This is a genomic window from Pandoraea sp. SD6-2 (assembly GCF_000389825.1).
In the GTDB taxonomy this organism is placed as follows: domain Bacteria; phylum Pseudomonadota; class Gammaproteobacteria; order Burkholderiales; family Burkholderiaceae; genus Pandoraea; species Pandoraea communis.
The window spans coordinates 73,167-93,178 of record NZ_KB944428.1 but is presented as its reverse complement, the minus strand read 5'-3'; the positions used below and the strand labels follow the sequence as shown (position 1 = coordinate 93,178).

The following is a 20,012-nucleotide window of genomic DNA, read 5'->3' as shown; positions in this document are numbered from 1 at the left end:
GGTGCCTCGACACTGCGCGAGCCATCAAAAACAAAACGGCGCTACCGGCTTTGTCCGGTAGCGCCGTTTTGCTTTGGGTCTGACCGGCGCTCAGCGCCCGACGAGCAATGCCGCCGCCTGTGCTTCAATCCCTTCCTGGCGGCCGAGATAGCCCAGCTTCTCGTTGGTCTTCGCCTTCACGTTCACCTGACCGGCGGTGATGCCCAGCGCATCGGCAATCGATTGGGTCATGGCGGCAATATGCGGTGCGAGCTTCGGCGCCTGCGCAATGACCGTACAGTCCACGTTGACGATCTCATAGCCATGCTCGCGCACACGACGCATGGCTTCCTTGAGCAATACAACGCTGTTTGCGCCCTTGAACGTGGGATCGGTGTCAGGGAAATGACGCCCGATGTCGCCCAGCGCCGCGGCACCGAGCACGGCGTCGGTGATGGCGTGCAGCAGCACGTCGGCGTCCGAATGGCCCAGCAGGCCGCGGTCGAACGGAATCGTCACCCCCCCCATCACGAGCGGGCGGCCGGGCACGAGGGCATGCACGTCGTAGCCCTGACCGATGCGGAGCTTGAACAACGTAGCGAGCGAGACATTGGAAACAGCGGGTTCAGTCATGGGGAATCGCCAAATGCGAAAAAACAGTACGTCAGATCAATGCAGCCGGTAATCACTGCGCCTTCACGCGGACTTGGCCGCACCGAGGAATGCTTCGGCAAGCACGAAATCTTCGGGATATGTCACCTTGAAGTTGCGCAGGCTGCCGCGAACGAGTTTCGGTGTGAGGCCGATACGCTCGATGGCGCTGGCCTCGTCCGTGACTTCGGCTCCCGAAGCAAGCGCGTCTTCCAGCGCCTGACGCAACATGCCAAGGCGGAACATCTGGGGCGTCTGTGCCTGCCACAGCCCATCACGCGATTCCGTGGTCTGTACGGCGGCCAACCCGCCCTTCTCGGCCGGCGCCTGCTCACGCTTGAGGGTATCGGCCACGGGCAACGCGAGAATGCCGCCGACCGGATCGTCGCGCAGCGCTTCGACGAGTGCGCGAATCAGCGCAGGAGTGATGCCAGGACGTGCAGCATCGTGCACAAGCACCCAATCGCTGTCCTGCGCCCCGAACTCGGTGAGTGCCTGCAGGCCGCCAAGGACCGACGCATGGCGCGACGGGCCGCCGCAACGGCGCACCGCAAAGCGCAGCGTGCCGAAGCGCCGCCCGTCGAAGTGATCGTCGTCGGGCGCCAGCACCAGCACGGTCTGAGCGAACTCGGAACAGGCGTCGAATGCGGCAAGGGCATAGTGAAGCATGGCACGTCCGCCGACGCTTCGGTATTGCTTGGGCACGTCGGCCCCGGCGCGTACACCGGCCCCGGCACACGGGATGACGGCAAAAAGTCGGTCGCTCACGATAAAACGCAGGTAAGGATAAAGCAGGGATTTTATAATAGACGCTGACTGTCACGGGGCCCCATGCGAGTGGAGCCCCGTGCTTTGCCATTTCTGCAACGTTTTCCTATGTCCTCCGCCAACGCCTTATCCCGTAGTACCGTGCCTGTGCCGCTCGTGAAAGCGGGACAGCGTTACGCTTTTGCCGGCTCGCACGCGTCCAGTGACGCCCTGCTCATTGCCCGTTATTTCGAAGAGAATCGCGAGCGCCTGCCGCTGCTCGCCGTCGTGTGCGCCCAGGCCACCGACGCCCTGCGCCTGCAGCAGGAACTGAAGTGGTGTGCACCCGAGGCGCGCGTGCGGCTGCTGCCCGACTGGGAGACGCTGCCCTACGACACGTTCTCGCCGCACCAGGATCTCGTGTCCGAACGGCTTGCCACCCTGCACGATCTCGGCGAGAAGCGCTGCGACATCGTGCTGGTGCCCGCGACCACTGCGCTCTATCGCATGGCGCCGGCAAGCTTCATGGCGGCCTACACGTTCTTCTTCACGCAGGGCGAACGTCTTGACGAGGCCCGGCTGAAGTCGCAACTCACACTCGCGGGCTACGAGCATGTGAGTCAGGTGATGCGCCCCGGCGAGTACTGCGTACGCGGCGGGCTGATCGATCTCTTCCCGATGGGCTCGGCACTGCCCTATCGCCTCGATCTGTTCGACGATACCGTCGACAGCATTCGCGCGTTCGATCCCGACACGCAGCGCAGCCTGTATCCGGTCAAGGAAGTCCGTCTGCTGCCCGGGCGCGAATTCCCATTCGACGAACCCGCGCGCACGGCGTTTCGCGGCCGCTGGCGCGAAGTCTTCGAAGGCGATCCGAGCCGCAGTCCAATCTACAAGGACATCGGCAGCGGCGTGCCGTCGGCAGGCATCGAGTACTACCTGCCGCTGTTCTTCGAAGAAACGGCCACGCTGTTCCACTATCTGCCCGCCGACGCGCAACTGGTGTTCGTGGGCGATCTCGACGCGGCGATCCACCGCTTCTGGAACGACACGCGCCAGCGCTACAACTTTCTGTCGCATGACCGCGAGCGTCCGGTGCTGCCGCCCGAGCAATTATTCCTGCTCGATCAGGACTTCTTCGCGCTCGCCAAGCCGTTCGCACGGCTGACGCTGCCCGCGCCGGGCGATGGCAGTTGGGCCACCCCGCTGCCGCCGCTGGCGGTCAATCGCCGCGCCGACGACCCGCTCGCCGCGCTGCGCGCCTATCTGGCCCGTACACCGGCGCGCGTGCTGTTGGGCGCCGATTCGGCCGGCCGCCGCGAGACGCTGCTGCAACTGCTGCACGACAACGATCTGCGCCCCTCCACGGTCGAGTCGCTCGAAGACTTCCTGACGTCAGACGCGCGCTTCGCCATCGGCGTCGCCCCGCTGGCCGCCGGCTTCCTGCTGCCGGCCGAAAACCTCGCGTTCATCACCGAAAACGAGCTGTACGAAGGACTTGCGCGCCGCGCGGGCAAGCGCCGCCAGGAACAGGCGACGTCGGTCGACTCGATGGTACGCGACCTTGCCGAACTCAAGGTCGGCGACCCCGTGGTTCACAGCCAGCACGGCATCGGCCGCTATCAGGGCCTGGTCAGCATGGATCTCGGCGAAGGTGAAACCGAATTCCTGCATCTCGAATACTCGGGCGCGAGCAAACTGTATGTGCCGGTCTCGCAGTTGCACCTGATCTCGCGCTACAGCGGCGCCGACCCCGACACCGCGCCACTGCACTCCCTCGGTTCGGGCCAATGGGAGAAGGCGAAGCGCAAGGCCGCACAGCAGATCCGCGATACGGCGGCGGAACTGCTCAACCTGTACGCCCGCCGTGCCGCGCGCTCGGGCTACGCTTTCGAGTTGTCGCCGCGCGATTACGAGAAGTTTGCCGACAGCTTCGGCTTTGAGGAAACACCGGATCAGGCGGCCGCGATTGCCGCCGTCATGAGCGACATGACCAGCGGTCGTCCGATGGACCGTCTGGTGTGCGGCGACGTCGGCTTCGGCAAAACCGAAGTGGCCTTGCGCGCCGCCTTCATTGCCGTGCTCGACAGCAAACAGGTCGCTCTGCTCGCGCCCACCACGCTGCTCGCCGAACAACACGCGCAGACCTTCTCCGATCGCTTTGCCGACTGGCCGGTGCGCATCGCCGAACTCTCCCGCTTCAAGACCACAAAGGAAGTGAACGCGAGTGTGAAGGCGATCAACGAAGGACAGGTCGATATCGTGATCGGCACGCACAAGCTGCTCTCGAACGACATCCAGTTCCAGCGCCTGGGCCTCGTCATCATCGACGAAGAGCACCGCTTCGGCGTGCGTCAGAAGGAAGCCCTCAAGGCACTGCGCGCCGAGGTCGACGTGCTCACGCTGACTGCCACCCCGATTCCGCGCACGCTCGGCATGGCCCTCGAAGGATTGCGCGACTTCTCGGTCATCGCCACCGCGCCGCAGAAGCGCCTGGCGATCAAGACCTTCGTGCGACGCGAGGAAGATGGTGTAATTCGCGAAGCCATGCTGCGCGAACTCAAGCGTGGCGGGCAGGTGTATTTCCTGCATAACGAAGTCGAGACCATCGAGAACCGCAAGGCTCAGTTGGAAGCCCTTGTGCCCGAAGCCCGCATCGTGGTCGCCCACGGCCAGATGCACGAGCGTGATCTCGAGCGCGTGATGCGCGACTTCGTGACACAGCGCGCCAACGTGCTGCTGTGTACGACCATCATCGAGACCGGCATCGACGTGCCGACCGCCAACACCATCCTGATGCATCGCGCCGACAAGTTCGGTCTCGCGCAGTTGCACCAGTTGCGTGGCCGCGTGGGCCGCTCGCACCATCAGGCGTACGCCTATCTGCTCGTGCACGATCCGAAGGCCCTGACCAAGCAGGCACAACGCCGTCTCGAAGCAATTCAGCAGATGGAAGAACTGGGCGCGGGCTTCTACCTCGCCATGCACGATCTCGAAATTCGCGGCGCGGGCGAAGTGCTGGGCGACAAACAATCGGGCGAAATCCATGAAATCGGCTTCCAGCTCTACACCGATATGCTGGCCGACGCGGTGAGTGCGCTGAAAGCCGGCCGCGAGCCGGATCTCACTGCACCGCTCGCCGTGACGACCGAGATCAATCTGCACGTCCCGGCCATTCTGCCAAGCGATTACTGCGGCGACGTGCAGGAGCGTCTCTCGCTCTACAAGCGGCTCGCCAACGGCACGAATCCCGATGCCATCGACACGACGCAGGAAGAACTCGTCGACCGCTTCGGCAAGTTGCCGCAACAGGCGCAGGCACTCATCGAGACGCACCGTCTGCGGTTGCTGGCCAAGCCGCTGGGTATTGTGAAGATCGATGCGAGCGAAGAAGCCATTGCCCTGCAATTCGAGCCGACGCCCGCCGTCGACCCGATGCGCATCATCGAACTGGTGCAGAAGCATCGCCACATCAAACTCGCCGGGCAGGACAAACTGCGCATCGAAGTGAAACACGCAGAACTGACCGACCGCGTGCGCGCGATCAAGGAGACGTTGCGAGCCCTCGGCTCACCCGGCGCAAAAGCCGCCTGACACACCCGGCAGCGACGGCACACCGAAACGCTCGAAAAGACCTCGAATCCGGTGTGCGCCGCAGCAATTTCAGTCGTTCGCCGGGCAAGCGCATCCGGACAAACCCCCGTCCGGCGCGCAAATTCCCGCGAGGCAGGAATGGTTGTTCACACAATCTTTTACCTCTAAATTATTTTTGAGTACCATTTCCCAGTACGTATGACTGGAAGATTCCCGGAGATTCGAATGACAAGCGCTTCCCCTCAAGCCATCGCGCCGCAAGCCGCCAGCGAGGCCCAGCCAGCATCGCTCGACTGGATCACGAAGCTGGTCAGCATCGATACCACCAGCCGCGAATCGAACCTCGGCCTGATCGAGACGGTGCGCGACAGCCTCAAGCATTCGGGTGTCGAGCCGTGGCTCTCGTATGACGCGACCAAGCGCAAGGCCAATCTGTTCGTGACGCTGCCCGCCGCTGACGGCAACACCCAGGGCGGCATCGTGCTGTCGGGTCACACCGACGTGGTGCCGGTCGACGGCCAGCCGTGGGATACCGATCCGTTCAAGCCCGTGGTGCGCGACGGCAACCTGTATGGCCGCGGCACCTGCGACATGAAGGGCTTCATCGGCGCTGTCATGACGATGCTGCCGGAAATGCGCGACGCCAAGCTCAAGACGCCGTTCCATTTCGCTTTTTCCTACGACGAAGAGATCGGTTGCGTGGGCGCGCCCGTGATGCTGGCCGAGCTGCGCGAGCGCGGCATTCGCCCGGACGGTTGCATCGTCGGCGAGCCGACGAGCATGCGCGTGATCGTCGCCCACAAGGGCATCAACGCCTACCAGTGCTGTGTGCGCGGTCACGCAGCGCACTCGTCGCTCACGCCGAAGGGCTCGAACGCCATTGAATACGCGGCACGTCTGATCTGCTACATCCGCGATCTGGCCGATCACTTCAAGCAGAACGGTCCGTTCGACGAGTTGTTCGACGTGCCGTTCACCACGGCGCAGACCGGCACGATCTCGGGCGGCATCGCCCTCAACACGATTCCGGCACTGTGCGAGTTCGTTTTCGAATACCGCAATCTGCCGGGCGTCGACGCCGAAGGCATCTTCCAGCGCATTCAGCAATACGCGCTGGACGAGCTTGTGCCGAAGATGCAGAAAGAGCATCCGAACGCCGGCATCGAGTTCAAGCGGATTGCCGCCGCCCCGGCGCTGGACGCCTCGGAGCAGGACGCCATCACGCAACTCGTGCGCGCCCTGACCAAGGACACCGACAAGCGCAAGGTCGCCTACGGCACCGAAGCCGGTCAGTTCCAACTGGCGGGCGTGCCGTCGATCGTATGCGGCCCTGGCAATATCGAGCAAGCGCACAAGCCCAACGAGTTCGTGTCGCTCGAACAGATCGCGCAGTGCGAGTCGTTCCTGCGCAAGCTGATTCGCAGCAATACCGTCGACGCCTGAACCGTCGCCTGAATCATTTCAGGCCAAGGCGCCGGCTGTCACCTTACCGGGCCGTATTCCGCTAGCGGGATGCGGCCCGTTGCCTTGGCGGCGCCGGTCCGGCATCGCGCAAGGCAACAAAGCAGCAAAGCAGCACGCCGTACACAGTCACAGACGTCTATTGCAAAGGCGCACAAGACATCCCTTCGCAAGATAACAAAGCACATACGCCAGACAAGGTATTGGAGATCTCGCCCATGAGTGCAAGCGCAGCCCCCAACGCGACGGCCCCGTCCGCCCGCACCACCCCGCACGCCTGGCGTGTGATCGTATCCGCATCGATCGGTAACGCCCTCGAGTGGTTCGATCTCGTGGTGTACGGCTTCTTCGCCGTGACCATCGCGAAACTGTTCTTCCCGACCGGCAACGACACGGTGTCGCTGCTGCTCACGCTCGGCACGTTCGGCGTGTCGTTCTTCATGCGCCCGCTCGGTGCCATCGTGATTGGCGCCTACGCCGACCGCGCCGGCCGCAAAGCCGCGCTCACGCTGTCGATTCTGTTGATGATGGTCGGCACGCTGCTCATCGCGCTCATGCCGACGTATACCTCCATCGGGGTGCTGGCGCCAGTGGGTATCGTCATCGCCCGCATGGTGCAGGGCTTCTCGGCCGGCGGCGAATTCGGTAGCGCCACGGCGTTCCTCGCCGAGCACGCGCCGCAACGTCGCGGCTTCTTCTCGAGCTGGCAGGTCGCCTCGCAAGGTCTCACCACGCTGCTCGCCGCAGGTTTCGGCGCGCTGCTCACCGGCAATCTGTCGCCGGAAGCGATGGCGTCGTGGGGGTGGCGTGTCCCCTTCTTCTTCGGCTTGTTGATCGGCCCCGTGGCGTATTACATTCGCCGCCGTCTGGACGAGACGCCCGAGTTCCTGGACATCGAGCCCACGCAAAACCCCCTGCGCGATACGTTTGCCAGCCAGAAGGAACGCCTGCTGCTCGCCATCGGCGTGGTCGTGATGGCCACCGTCGCGACCTATCTGGTGCTCTACATGCCGACGTATGCGGTCAAGCAACTGGGTCTGCCGTCCTCGGCCGCATTCTCAGCCGTGCTGCTCACGGGTGTCGTGCAACTGATCGTCGCACCGATCGTCGGCCACTGGTCGGATACGCACGGCCGGATCAAGCCGATGCTCGCCGCCGCCGTGGCATTGCTGGTGCTCGTCTACCCGATGTTCCGCTTCCTCGATGCGAATCCGACGTTCGGCTCGCTGATGGTGTTCCAGATCGTGCTCGGCCTGCTGATGACGACCTACTTCGGCGCCCTGCCCGCACTGCTCACCGAATTGTTCCCGACACAGGTGCGCACCACGGGCCTCTCTCTGAGCTATAACATTGCAGCAACGGTGTTCGGCGGCTTCGCACCGTTTATCATCACGTGGCTCATTGGCGCAACGGGCAACAAGCTCGCGCCGAGCTTCTATCTGATTTTCGCTGCCGTCATCAGCATTACCGCGCTGCTGCGCAGCCGCAAGCTCGGCCTTCGCTGAACCATCGAGCCCGGCAACGCCAAGCGGCTACGGGAGCCGCGGCGCACATCCGCTCACCGGTGTGCGCCCCCTCCCGGCATTTCACGACTAAGGAGACAACGCCCAAGTGACGCAATCGACCCACGACCTGCACGCCGAAACCATCGACGGGCAACCCGCGCCGACGAAAGACGCCATCGCCGCCTTGCACGAGAAGCTGCTTCCTTATGTGCGAACGACGCCGGTATTCACCCGCCGTGACTTTCCGACGCTCGGCGACACCCAGGTGACATTCAAGTACGAACTGTTGCAGGCGTCGGGCACGTTCAAGGCGCGCGGGGCGTTCTCGAACCTGCTCTCACTCGACGAAGCGCAGCGCAAGGCGGGCGTGACGTGCGTGTCCGCCGGCAACCACGCCGTGGCCGTGGCCTACGCCGCGCGAGCAACGGGCATCGGCGCCAAGACGATCATGCTCAAGACCGCCAGCCCGGCACGTTCCTCGCTGTGCCGTGAATACGGTGCGGAACTGATACTCGCTGACAACGTTCACGAAGCGTTCGACATGGTCAAGCGCGTAGAACAGGAAGAAGGCCGCTACTTCGTGCATCCGTTCAACGGTTACCGCACGGTGCTCGGCACGGCCACGCTGGGCTACGAATGGGCGAAGCAAGCCCCCGACCTCGACGCCGTGATCGTGCCCATCGGCGGTGGCGGCTTGATTGCCGGTGTAGCCACCGCGTTCAAGCTGTTCGCGCCACACGTGAAGGTGTACGGGGTCGAACCGGCCGGTGCCGACGCCATGGCACAGAGCTTCGCTGCAGGCGGCACTGTCAAGATGGGGCCGATGACCGGTATCGCCGACAGCCTGATGGCACCGCACACAGAGTTGTACAGCTATACGCTGTGCCGCCGTCATGTCGATGAGTTGGTCACGGTCACCGACGACCAGATGCGCGCGGGCATGCTCACCCTGTTCCGTCAATTGAAGCTGGCTGTAGAACCCGCCTGCGCGGCGGCGACCGCCGCGCTGATGGGACCGCTGCGCGAGACACTCATGGGCAAGCGCGTCGGCGTGCTGCTGTGCGGCACCAACACCGACACGGCGACGTTCAACCGCCACATCGAAGCGGCGCTCGCAGCCGAAGCGAACGGCTGAACACCTTTTCCCCCTCTGACGAAACGCCTGACGCGACCTGACGGTCGCGTCTTCGCTTGGCGCCTCGGTCACTGCCCGCACGTTCACAAGGAACTCGCATGTCCGCCACCTCCTTAACGCCACCCGTTCTGCTGCTCGACGCTGCGCAAATCACCGCGCTCATGCCCGTGGCCGACGCGATCCCCGTCATGTCCGCCATGTTCGGCGCGCTCGCCCGTGGGCAGATTCACCTGCCGTTGCGCCAGATCATCCGTGCGCCGGAAGCGCTCGGCGCAAAAGGCATGCTCGGCATGATGCCCGCATTCCTCGGCAGCGCTGCGGCCGGCATGCCGGTCTATGGCGCCAAGGTCGGCACCTTCTTTCCCGGCAACAGCGCGCACGGCAAGGACCCGCATCAGGGCTGCGTTCTGTTGATGAGCGGGGAGACGGGCGAACTCCTCGCCGTCATGAACGCGGCGGAGATCACCGGCATTCGCACCGCCGCCGTGACCGGACTGGCGACACGTCTGCTCGCCCGCCCCGACGCCTCTCGCCTCGCCCTGATCGGGGCAGGTCATCAGGCGCACTGGCATCTCGCGGCGCTCGCGGCGGCGCGCCCGTTGCGGCACGTGTATGTGGCAAGCCGCTCGCTCGCCACGGCACAGGCTTTCGTCGACAAGGAACAGTCGAACTACAGCTTCCCCCTCGAAGCCGCCGAGAGCGCGAAAGCGGCCGTGTGCGACGCCGATATCGTCGTGACGGTGACGAACGCAACGGACCCGGTGTTGCAAGCCGGCTGGATCGCGCCGGGCACACACGTCAATCTGGTGGGCAGCAGCACACCTCGTCATCGTGAAGCCGATACCATGCTCATGGCGCGAGCCCGGTTGTTCGTCGACCGGCGTGAATCGACGATCAACGAGTCCGGCGACTATCTGGCGGCTGCCGCCGAAGGCCGTATCGGACCGGAGGACCTGCTTGCAGACCTCGGGGAACTGGTCATTCGCACGCATCCCGGGCGCACCAACGCCGAAGCCGTCACCTTGTTCAAGTCGCTCGGCATGGGGGCGCAGGACGTCGCACTCGCCGCCGCGCTGTATCAGCGGGCGCAAGCCGCCGGCATTGGCACGCACGCCGCGATCTGAACGCCTGTCTATCCGGCATTCGGGGCATTCGATCGGTTGACAGGCATCGACCGTTGATGTCCGGATACGTCCGATTCCGGTCTGCGAGCGGTCTGTCGTGGTCCCTGAGCGCCTCGTAACATGGCCTCACCGTCACCCAACCTAACGGAGTCGCTCATGTCGCAAAATCAAACCGCCCAAACGTCCCGCACCGCCCTGCTCGTCATCGACGCCCAGGAATCGTTCCGTCAGCGTCCGTACTGGCGCGAAGACGATCTCGCCACGTACTTCAGCCGGCAACAAGCGCTCGTCGACGGTGCGGTGGCGCGTGGCGTCCCCGTCGTGCAGGTGTTCCATATCGATTCGGGCGTGTTCTCGCGTGACTCGGGCTTCGTGCGCACGCTCGAAGAACTTCGTATCGCCCCGGTATTCACGGTGGACAAGGTGAAGCACAGCGCGCTGGCCGGCTCCACCCTCGGCGCGTGGCTCGTCGAACATGGCATTACCCGTCTGATCGTTTCCGGCATCCGCACCGAGCAATGCTGCGAGACGACGACCCGTGCGGCGTCCGATGCGGGTTACGAAGTGGACTTCGTCACGGAAGCCACCCTCACCTTCCCGATGCAACACCCGCGCACCGGACGCGAGTTGTCGGTGGCCGACCTCAAGGAGCGCACCGAAACGGTCCTCGTCGACCGCTTCGCCCGTATCGTGACGGTTGAGGAAGCGCTCGCGGCGGTGTAATGTCGCTCTCGAGCCGACGTTGTCCGAATTTGTCCTGAAGGCCTGCTGCGATGCCACGACTGCAACCCGTCTATCTGCTGGTCATGCCCAATACGCTGCTGCTCGACATCGCAGCGCCGGCCGAGGCGTTGCGCATCGCCAATCATCAGCAGGACGACGTGCGCTTCGTGTTGCGCTATGTCGGCACACAGCGCTCGGTGGCCACCTCCGTCGGCCTGCGCCTCTCGCCGCTGGACGTGCTGCCAGGCGACGTGCCCGACGACGCCTGGCTGGTCGTCGCGGGCACCGTCGAGAAGCCACTGCCGGAGCAAGTGACGGACGATGGCACGATGACGGACTTATCCAACTTATCGGACGCCCCGGCAGAAGACGCCGAAGCCCGCGCCGTTGCGTGGCTTCGGCAAGTGGTACGCCCCACGCACCAACTGGCGTGCATCTGCACGGGCGCGCTGCTGGCCGCACGCGCGGGACTGCTCGATACGCGCGCCTGCACCACGCATCACGGCAGTTGCGACGAGTTGCGCGCACTGGCCCCAAGTGCGCGCGTAGCGGACAACCGGCTCTACGTGCATGACGGGAACGTGTGGACGAGCGCCGGCGTCACCACCGGGCTGGATCTGATGCTCACCCTCATTGCCAACGCCACCGGCCCGCTGTGCGCGGCTGCGGTGGCGCGCCAGATGGTTGTCTACGCGCGGCGTGCCGGCGCCGACCCGCAGTTGTCTCCCTGGCTCGAAGGCCGCAACCACCTGCACCCGGCATTGCATCGGGTACAGGACGCCATCGCCGCCGATCCCGCCCACGACTGGACACTCGCCACCATGGCCGACATCGCCTGCGCGAGCGAACGGCACGTGACGCGACTCTTCCGCGAACACGCCGGCGTCGCGCCCATCGACTATCTGCATCGACTGCGCATCGCGCTCGCGCGCGAGATGCTCGGCAACAGCCATCTCGATCTGGAGCGCATTGCCGAGCGCACCGGTTTCGGCTCCAGCCGCCATCTGCGGCGCGTCTGGCACAAGTTCGAGGCACTTCCGCCGAGCCGCGCGCGTCGCGCCACGAACGACGGCTGAGGCGCGCCCCGTGCGACGGATGGGCATCCGGAATCTCGCGCCCGTCCGGGAAACCGGCGCGAGGCCGCCGCAACCCGGTAGAATGTCGGTCGCACGTAAAACGCAAGACTCTCGACTTCAAGATGGCCAACGACCTCGTCATTCTGGGCAGCGCTTCACCCGCCACGCCCGCCGCTCCCGCTACGGCATTCCCGCCTCACCTGCAAGCCGCCGTCGGTGCACTCGTGCCCGGTGCCAGTGTCACGTTTACGCCGGGTGCGGCGCGCATCGCCGATGTCCCCGACAGCCCGGCCCTGCGCACCGCGATGCATGCGTTTGCCCAGCAGCACGAGGTCGATGCCGTACTCGTCGACAGCCAGCGCCGTCTCACGGATTTCAAGCTGGTGGCCATGGATATGGACTCCACGCTCATCACCATCGAGTGCGTCGACGAAATCGCCGATTTCTGCGGATTGAAGGCGGAAGTTTCGGCGATCACCGAGGCCGCCATGCGCGGCGAGATCAAGGACTTCAACGAAAGTCTCACGCGCCGCGTAGCCTTGCTCAAGGGGCTCGATGCCAGTGCTTTGGAGAAGGTGTTCGACGAGCGCCTGCAACTCTCGCCCGGCGCGCAGACCATGCTGCACGGCGTGCAGTCGCTCGGCATTCGCACGCTGCTGGTGTCGGGTGGCTTCACCTTTTTTACGGAACGCCTGAAGACGCGTCTGAATCTGGATGTCGCCCGCGCCAACACGCTGGAGATTGTCGACGGCAAGCTCACCGGTCGTGTGCTGGGAGAGATCGTCAACGCCGAAGTGAAGGCGCGCACGGTGGCCGAAGTGGCGACCCAATTCGGCATCCGTCCCGATCAGGCCATTGTTATGGGCGACGGCTCGAACGACCTTCAGATGATGGCGATTGCCGGGTTGTCGGTAGCGTTCCGTGCAAAACCCGTGGTGCGCGAGAAGGCCTCCGTCGCATTCAATTACGCCGGGCTGGACGGTCTGCTCTCACTGTTCCGCAAGGGCTGAACGTGCCCCCGGGCGGACACGGCTTGCGCAATCCGCGAGCCGTTCCTCCGCCCCGGATCGCAACATCAGGCGCCGAGATGCGCCTTGAGGCTCGCCTCGATATCCGCCTGCAAATCCCGCACGTCTTCGAGACCGATGTAGAAGCGCACCAACGCGCCCTTATGCGGCCACGGCGTTGCCGTACGCATCGACGGCACGCGGTATGGCACGACAAGGCTGTGCGCCCCGCCCCAGCTGAAGCCGATCTTGAACAAGCGTAGCGCTTCGATGAACGCATCGATCTGCGCTTGCGAGTAGCGCTCGTCGAACACCACGGAGAACAGACCGCCCGCCCCCGAGAAGTCGCGACGGAAATGCTGATGACCCGGGCAGTCCTCGAATGCCGGGTGCAGCACCGCCGCAATCTCGTGGCGCGTTTCCAGCCATGTAGCCAGTGTCATCGCAGCGCGGTCGTGCGCCTCGAAGCGCAGTTGCATGTTCGGCAGGCTGCGCAGCACGAGACTGCAATCGTCGACCGACACCCCCACACCCATACGCATGCGGGCGCGCTTCAGACGATGGTGCACGTCGTCGTCGACGGTCACGACAGCGCCCATCAGCACATCGCTGCCGCCCGACTGGTATTTGGTCAGCGCCTGCACCGAGATGTCCACGCCGTGATCGAATGGGCGGAACGCCAGGCCAGCCGAATAGGTGTTGTCGATGGCGGTGAGCACACCGCGCTCGCGCGCAACGCGTGCGATGGCCGGCACGTCCGGCACTTCCATCGTGACCGAACCCGGCGCTTCGAGCCAGATCACCTTCGTATTGGGTTGAATCAGTGCACCGATGCCGTTGCCGATCATCGGATCGTAATAGCGCACCGTGATGCCGAACGATTCGGCAAGCCAGTCGCCGTGCTCACGATTCGGGCTGTAGGCATTGTCGGGAATGAGCACGTCGTCGCCGCTCTTGACGAGGCCGAAGTACACATTGGAAATGGCCGCGAGGCCAGACGGGAACAGCAGGCAATGCTTGCCGCCTTCGAGTGCCGCAAGACGCCGCATCAACTCCATCGATGTCGGCGTCGCATGCAGGCCGTAGCGCCACTGGCTGTCGTTCTTCCAGTCGAGCGCACGCATGGCGGCCAGATCGGGGAAAATCACCGTCGACGCACGGGCGACAGGCACCGGCATGGCGGCAAACCCTGCGGGCAATTGTGTGTCGGTATGCAGAATATTGGTCTGCCAGTGCCAGCCGTTGGCTTCCGGCGTATCGAGGGGCTTGCGGTTGTCTTGCGTCATCACGGCTCCGGAATGGCTCGGGCCGGCAACACCGCCGGCCCCCGGGGTGTAACTTACACGCGCTCGAACACGGCTGCAATGCCCTGCCCACCGCCGATACACATGGTCACCAGCGCGTAACGGCCACCGATGCGCTGCAACTCATACAGCGCCTTGACCGTGATGAGCGCACCGGTGGCGCCGATCGGGTGCCCCAGCGATATGCCGGAACCGTTCGGGTTCACCTTGGCCGGATCGAAGCCGAGATCGCGCGTGACCGCGCATGCCTGGGCCGCGAACGCCTCGTTGGCTTCCACCACGTCGATGTCATCCACCTTGAGACCCGCACGCTCCAGCGCCTTGCGCGACGCCGGCACGGGGCCAATCCCCATATAGTTCGGATCGACACCGGCGTGGGCGTAGCTCACCAGCCGTGCCAGCGGCTTGGCGCCGCGACGCTCGGCTTGCGCGCGCTCCATCAGGATGAGGGCCGCAGCGGCATCGTTCAGTCCTGAAGCATTACCGGCGGTCACCGTACCGTCTTTCTCGAACACGGGGCGCAGCTTCGCCATGTCTTCCATGCTCAAACCGGCGCGCACGTGCTCGTCGGTCGTGAACGAGATATCACCCTGCTTCGACCTGATCGCGATCGGCACGATCTGATCGTTGAAATAGCCGGCCGCCATCGCGTGCGCAGCACGCCGATGCGACTCGACAGCCAGACGGTCCTGATCGTCGCGCGTGATGCCCCACTTCTTCGCGATGTTCTCCGCCGTCACCCCCATATGGATGTCGGCAAACGGGTCGTGAAGCGCGCCGAGCATCATGTCGACGAGACGCGATTCGCCCATGCGCGTGCCCCAGCGGGCACCCGGCATGACGTACGGCGCGCGGCTCATGCTCTCGGCACCGCCTGCCATCGCGATGTCGGTGTCACCCAGCAGGATCGACTGCGCTGCGGAGACCACCGCTTGCAGACCTGAGCCGCATAGGCGGTTCACGGTCATCGCGGGCGCGTTCTGGCTCACCCCTGCCTCGATGGACGCCACGCGCGCCAGATACATGTCTTTCGGCTCGGTATGGATGACGTTACCGAACACGACCTGTCCTATGTCCTCGCCACTGACCTTCGCGCGGGCCATGGCCTCGCGTGCGACGATGGCGCCAAGTTGCGTCGGCGCGAAATCCTTCAGGCTGCCGCCAAAATCACCAATGGCAGTGCGCACACCGCTGACGATCACGACCTCTCGTTGCATGTCTCTTCTCCTGGTGGATATCAGTTCGTAACGAGTATAGCGCTATGGGGGTTACCGCGATGGCAGGGTCTGCGGAGGGAAACTTCGATGAGGTGGTTGGTGCCGGGGGCAGCACGGTCGTGCGCCGCCCGTCGCTCGCTGGGACTGCTGGAAGCGCCGGGGCAACGATTGTGCCCCGGTCATGCGCTGACGAGGCTCAACCCTCAGCCCGCCAATTGCCTGAGCACCTGCTCCGCACGCGGCACGGGCGCGACCGCGCCGTATCCGGTTGTCGACAATGCGGCGCACACGTTGGCGTAGCGTGCCGCAGTGAACGGATCGTCGCCCAGCGCCAGGCGGGCCACGAACGCGCCGCCGAAGCAGTCGCCTGCCCCAGTGGCGTCAATCGCCTGCACCGGGTATGGCGCGACGATACGACGTTCCTCCGGCGTGGCGACATAGCATCCCTCGCGGCCCAGCTTGAGCGCCACGACCTTCACCCCATGGGAGAGAAGCTCGTCGAGGATGGCGTCGCGATCTTCCAGTCCGGTGATGGCCGTCACGTCGTCCCAGCTCGGCAGGCAGACGTCGGTCAGACTGAACGCTTCGCGCATCGTGGCGCGAGCGCGGGCCAACGGCCACAGCTTCAGACGCAGATTGGTATCGAACGACACGTTGCCGCCAGCGGCACGGATCTTCGACATGGCGTCGAAGGCGGCGTCGCAGGCGCTCACACTGATCGCCAGGCTGATGCCGGACAGATGCAGGAACGATGCCCCCGCCAGCGCCTCGCACGGCAGGTCCTGTGCGTGATAACGGCTGGCAGCGGAACCCGCGCGCAGGTAATCGAAATGGTGCCCGCTCTCGTCGTGCGACACGAAATAGACCCCGGTCGGCGCTTGCGCATCAACGCGAACGTAACGCGTATCGACCGCTTCCTCACGCCACAGATCGAGCAGCATGCGGCCGAAGAGGTCATCGCCAACCGCGCTCACGAAACCCGTGCTCACTCCTTGACGACGCGCCGCGATGACGAAATTGGACGTGTCGCCGCCGAAGCCCTGCAAGTACCGACGGGCATCGTCGGGCGACTGATTGAATTCCACCATGGCTTCTCCCATGGCGAGCACTTGCGGAATGGACGGACCCGCTTGCGTCATCAGGCCACCTCACCCCACAGGTCGTGGCCATCGGCGCCGGTCACGGTCACGTTCACGAACTCGCCGACCTTCAGGCGCTTGGCCGCCTTCGGCGTGGGTTCGATGTACACGAGGCCGTCGATTTCCGGGGCGTCCGCCGCTGAACGGGCAACGCCGCCGTCTTGGTTGATCTCGTCGACAATGACCTGAATCGTGGTGCCGACCTTGCGCTGCTGGCGCTCCGCCGAAATCGCTTCGGCCACTTCCATGAAGCGCGCGCGACGTTCTTCGCGAACTTCGTCGGGCAACGCGCCCGGCAGTTCGTTGGCCTTCGCACCCTCGACCGGCGAATAGGCAAAGCAGCCCACGCGGTCCAGCTCGGCCTCGCGCAGGAAATCCAGCAGATACTCGAATTCGGCTTCGGTCTCACCGGGGAACCCGGCAATGAACGTGCTGCGAATCGTCAGGTCCGGGCACACCTTGCGCCACGCCTGAATGCGCTCGAGATTCTTCTCGCCCGAGGCGGGACGTTTCATGCGCTTGAGCACGTCCGGATGCGCGTGTTGCAGGGGCACGTCGAGATACGGAAGGATGTGGCCCTGCGCCATCAGCGGAATGATTTCGTCGACGTGCGGGTACGGATACACATAGTGCAGACGCACCCACGCGCCGTACTGCTTGGCCAGTTCGCCCAGCGCCGTCACCAGTTCGGTCATGCGGGTCTTGAGCGGACGGCCCGCCCAGAAACCGGTGCGGTACTTCACATCGACACCATACGCGCTGGTGTCCTGCGAGATCACCAGCAACTCCTTCACGCCGGCCTTGAAGAGATTCTCGGCCTCAAGCATCACTTCGGCGACGGGGCGCGAATCGAGATCGCCTCGCATCGACGGGATGATGCAGAACGTGCAGCGATGATTGCAGCCTTCTGAGATTTTCAGATACGCGTAGTGGCGCGGCGTGAGCTTGATCCCGGCCGGCGGCACGAGATCCGAGAAGGGATCGTGCGGCTTGGGCAGGTGCAGGTGCACCGCGCTCATCACTTCGCCCACGGCGTGAGGGCCGGTCACGGCCAGCACCTTTGGGTGCACGGCGCTCACGATGTCCTGCCCCGCCGCGTCCTTCTTCGCGCCCAGGCAACCGGTGACGATCACTTTGCCGTTCTCGGCGAGCGCCTCACCGATGGCGTCGAGGCTTTCCTGCACCGCGTCGTCGATGAAGCCGCAAGTATTGACCACCACGAGGTCTGCGCCGTCATAGGTACCGGAGATGGCGTAACCTTCGGCGCGCAGTTGGGTCAGGATCTGCTCGGAGTCGACCAGAGCCTTGGGGCAGCCGAGCGAAACGAAGCCGACTTTAGGGGTGCCGGCGGGCAATGGGCGGGACATGGGGCGAAATCCTGATCTAGTAAATACGTGTGACGATCGAGCGGCGAAACACCGGAGAGGCCTCAGAGCCATTCCGTCTGCGTCACCGGCAATGCCAACGCAATGCCCGGGAACGCGAAAAACCGCTTGCCGCCGAAACCGCCGCAAGACCTGACCTGCGGCGAAGAACCGCGTATTTTACCTTGTTCGCCCGCGGCGCGTTCCAACTATCGTTGCGATGTCCACCCCGTGGGCTCCCGCAGGCGACTCATGCCGACAATGACGAAGCGTTCTGCGCTCGGGCGATGCTGAAGACAGGGAGACGTGACCGGCCATGCAGGGACATTCGCGCCCGTGTGCCGGGCGATCGTCTTACCGGTGAGTCCTGCGCCCTCTGCTCTCACTTCTTGAAATAACGTTCGTCGTGTGCTTTTATAAAAACTCACTCAACGTACTACGAACGGTATGTGAGACGGGAACGCTGAAGGGCCGCGCACAAAAGCCATCGTGTTGCCTGGTACGCGCTGATCCATTGACGATCAACGCGGAAGACCTTCAATCTGCAGCGATTTGACCGACCTGAAAAAAATCGAAGATGACTCGGCAATCGATGTCGGAGCTCAAATACTGAATGTACAAATGCTCCATGGGAATGACGCTCTCGCCGAGGCCCGGGATCAACACCACGCACTACGCAAGTGGACGCCTTAATGAACTGCAACCCTTAGTCGAGGGCCGACAAACGACAGGAGGAGGCATTCATGAATGTAAACGCATCGATCGCATCCGCACCGGCCCAGACTCCCATCCAGCATGTGTTCGTGCTGATGCTGGAGAACCGATCGTTCGACCACCTGTTTGGACTGTCGGGCATCCCCGGCATCGTCGCGGCCACGTCCGGGAATGCCAACGCCTACGGCAGCACTGACTATCCGTTTGGCCGCGACGCGCCCGACCAGATGCCCACCGACCCCGGACATGAGTTCACGGACGTGATCGAACAGCTTTGCGGTGCGGGCGTCCCGCCCCCGAATGGACGAGCTTACCCGCCGGTCAATAACTCCGGCTTCGCTTCGAACTACGCGACGACCCACTCCGAAGGCAATCCACCACAGACCGCCGACGTGGGCAAGATCATGCTGGGTATCAACACCGCCAGTCAGTCGCCCGCGCTATACAAGCTGGCGACACAGTTCATGCTGTGTGACGGCTGGCGCTCGTCGGTGCCCGGCCCCACCTGGCCGAACCGGTATTTCGTGCATGGTGCGTCCTCGGCGGGCCTCGACCATTCGCCGACCTCTGCCGAAATAAACGAATGGGAGACTTTGGACGGCTTCGTCTACCCGAACGGTTCGATCTTCGACGCGCTCGCCAACCTCAAGTACCGCCTCTACCAGGATGACTCGGGCTCACTTCTGGGGCGCGTGCCGCAGGTCTCGTCCATCAAGGGCATTAGCTTCTTCGACATCGACGACCTGTCGCACTTCGAGGCCGATCTCGCGGCAGGCTATACCGCCCACTACACATTTATCGAGCCGGACTACGGCGATATCGTGCACCACACTTACGAGGGCGGAAGCTCGCAGCATCCGATGGACGGTCTAACCGGCGGCGACCAGCTCGCGGCCCGCGTCTACAACGCGATTCGCAACTCGCCAATCTGGGAGAGCAGCCTGCTAGTGATCCTGTATGACGAACACGGCGGCTTCTACGACTCAGTCAACCCCGGCACCGCGCCCCCGCCGAACGACGGTGCGGCCTCGACCCTGAACAAAAATGGATTCCTGTTCGATGTCTACGGCGTGCGCGTCCCCGCGATCGTGGTATCGCCCTGGGTAGCGCAAGGCCAGGTGGATCACACGGTGTATGACCACGCCTCAGTACTCGCAACCGTCGAGCGCCTGTTCGGTCTTTCGCCGCTGACCGACCGCGACCGGAACGCCAAGGATCTGCTGCCCCTGATCACAACGACCTGCCGCACTGACTGCCCTCAGAGGATCTGAA

General features: G+C 64.1%; 15 protein-coding genes. 9 read left to right on the top strand and 6 right to left on the bottom strand.

All coding sequences use genetic code 11. From position 1 onward, the window contains the following. Nucleotides 1–90: 90 nt before the first annotated feature. Together ispF and ispD are read right to left on the bottom strand one after the other, a co-directional pair. Nucleotides 91–612, bottom strand: a complete 522-nt coding sequence (gene ispF / locus C266_RS06535; protein ID WP_051126171.1) for a 2-C-methyl-D-erythritol 2,4-cyclodiphosphate synthase — start codon at nt 610–612, stop codon at nt 91–93. Nucleotides 613–675: 63 nt separating this feature from the next. After that, nucleotides 676–1,398: a 2-C-methyl-D-erythritol 4-phosphate cytidylyltransferase gene (gene ispD / locus C266_RS06530; RefSeq protein ID WP_010808862.1), complete on the bottom strand. Its 723-nt coding sequence runs from the start codon at nt 1,396–1,398 to the stop codon at nt 676–678. A 108-nt stretch (nt 1,399–1,506) separates the two neighbouring features. On the opposite strand from ispD, the gene mfd reads away from it, so the two are divergent. From mfd to serB, 8 genes are all read left to right on the top strand, one after another. Continuing rightward, nucleotides 1,507–4,971: a transcription-repair coupling factor gene (gene mfd, locus C266_RS06525; protein WP_010808861.1), complete on the top strand. Its 3,465-nt coding sequence runs from the start codon at nt 1,507–1,509 to the stop codon at nt 4,969–4,971. 225 nt (nt 4,972–5,196) lie between these two features. Beyond that, nucleotides 5,197–6,414 (top strand): acetylornithine deacetylase, encoded by a 1,218-nt coding sequence (gene argE / locus C266_RS06520; protein ID WP_010808860.1) that lies wholly within the window; start codon nt 5,197–5,199, stop codon nt 6,412–6,414. A 236-nt stretch (nt 6,415–6,650) separates the two neighbouring features. After that, entirely contained in the window at nt 6,651–7,937 is a 1,287-nt protein-coding gene (locus tag C266_RS06515) for an MFS transporter (RefSeq protein ID WP_010808859.1), read from the top strand. A 106-nt stretch (nt 7,938–8,043) separates the two neighbouring features. Continuing rightward, nucleotides 8,044–9,072 (top strand): threonine/serine dehydratase, encoded by a 1,029-nt coding sequence (locus C266_RS06510; protein ID WP_010808858.1) that lies wholly within the window; start codon nt 8,044–8,046, stop codon nt 9,070–9,072. Nucleotides 9,073–9,170: 98 nt separating this feature from the next. After that, nucleotides 9,171–10,196, top strand: a complete 1,026-nt coding sequence (locus tag C266_RS06505) for an ornithine cyclodeaminase family protein (protein WP_010808857.1) — start codon at nt 9,171–9,173, stop codon at nt 10,194–10,196. 156 nt (nt 10,197–10,352) lie between these two features. Beyond that, nucleotides 10,353–10,919: a cysteine hydrolase family protein gene (locus tag C266_RS06500; RefSeq protein ID WP_010808856.1), complete on the top strand. Its 567-nt coding sequence runs from the start codon at nt 10,353–10,355 to the stop codon at nt 10,917–10,919. Nucleotides 10,920–10,969: 50 nt separating this feature from the next. After that, complete coding sequence (locus C266_RS06495) at nt 10,970–11,995, top strand: GlxA family transcriptional regulator (protein WP_010808855.1); 1,026 nt, start codon at nt 10,970–10,972, stop codon at nt 11,993–11,995. A gap of 122 nt (nt 11,996–12,117) precedes the next feature. Then, entirely contained in the window at nt 12,118–13,005 is an 888-nt protein-coding gene (serB, locus tag C266_RS06490) for a phosphoserine phosphatase SerB (RefSeq protein ID WP_010808854.1), read from the top strand. Nucleotides 13,006–13,070: 65 nt separating this feature from the next. On the opposite strand, the gene C266_RS06485 is transcribed toward serB, so the two are convergent. The 4 genes from C266_RS06485 to rimO form a co-directional block, all read right to left on the bottom strand. Beyond that, complete coding sequence (locus C266_RS06485; protein ID WP_010808853.1) at nt 13,071–14,288, bottom strand: cystathionine beta-lyase; 1,218 nt, start codon at nt 14,286–14,288, stop codon at nt 13,071–13,073. A 53-nt stretch (nt 14,289–14,341) separates the two neighbouring features. Then, nucleotides 14,342–15,523, bottom strand: a complete 1,182-nt coding sequence (gene bktB / locus C266_RS06480) for a beta-ketothiolase BktB (protein WP_010808852.1) — start codon at nt 15,521–15,523, stop codon at nt 14,342–14,344. A 203-nt stretch (nt 15,524–15,726) separates the two neighbouring features. Beyond that, nucleotides 15,727–16,662 carry a sugar kinase gene (locus tag C266_RS06475; RefSeq protein ID WP_010808851.1) on the bottom strand — a complete coding sequence of 312 codons (936 nt, stop codon included), beginning with the start codon at nt 16,660–16,662 and terminating at the stop codon, nt 15,727–15,729. Next, nucleotides 16,662–18,029 (bottom strand): 30S ribosomal protein S12 methylthiotransferase RimO, encoded by a 1,368-nt coding sequence (gene rimO / locus C266_RS06470; protein ID WP_010808850.1) that lies wholly within the window; start codon nt 18,027–18,029, stop codon nt 16,662–16,664. The genes C266_RS06475 and rimO overlap by 1 nt, the downstream gene beginning before the upstream one ends. Before the next feature lie 740 nt (nt 18,030–18,769). Between rimO and C266_RS06465 the strand changes: the two genes are divergently transcribed. Next, nucleotides 18,770–20,011 carry an alkaline phosphatase family protein gene (locus C266_RS06465; RefSeq protein ID WP_010808849.1) on the top strand — a complete coding sequence of 414 codons (1,242 nt, stop codon included), beginning with the start codon at nt 18,770–18,772 and terminating at the stop codon, nt 20,009–20,011. The last annotated feature ends 1 nt before the right edge of the window (nt 20,012 follow it).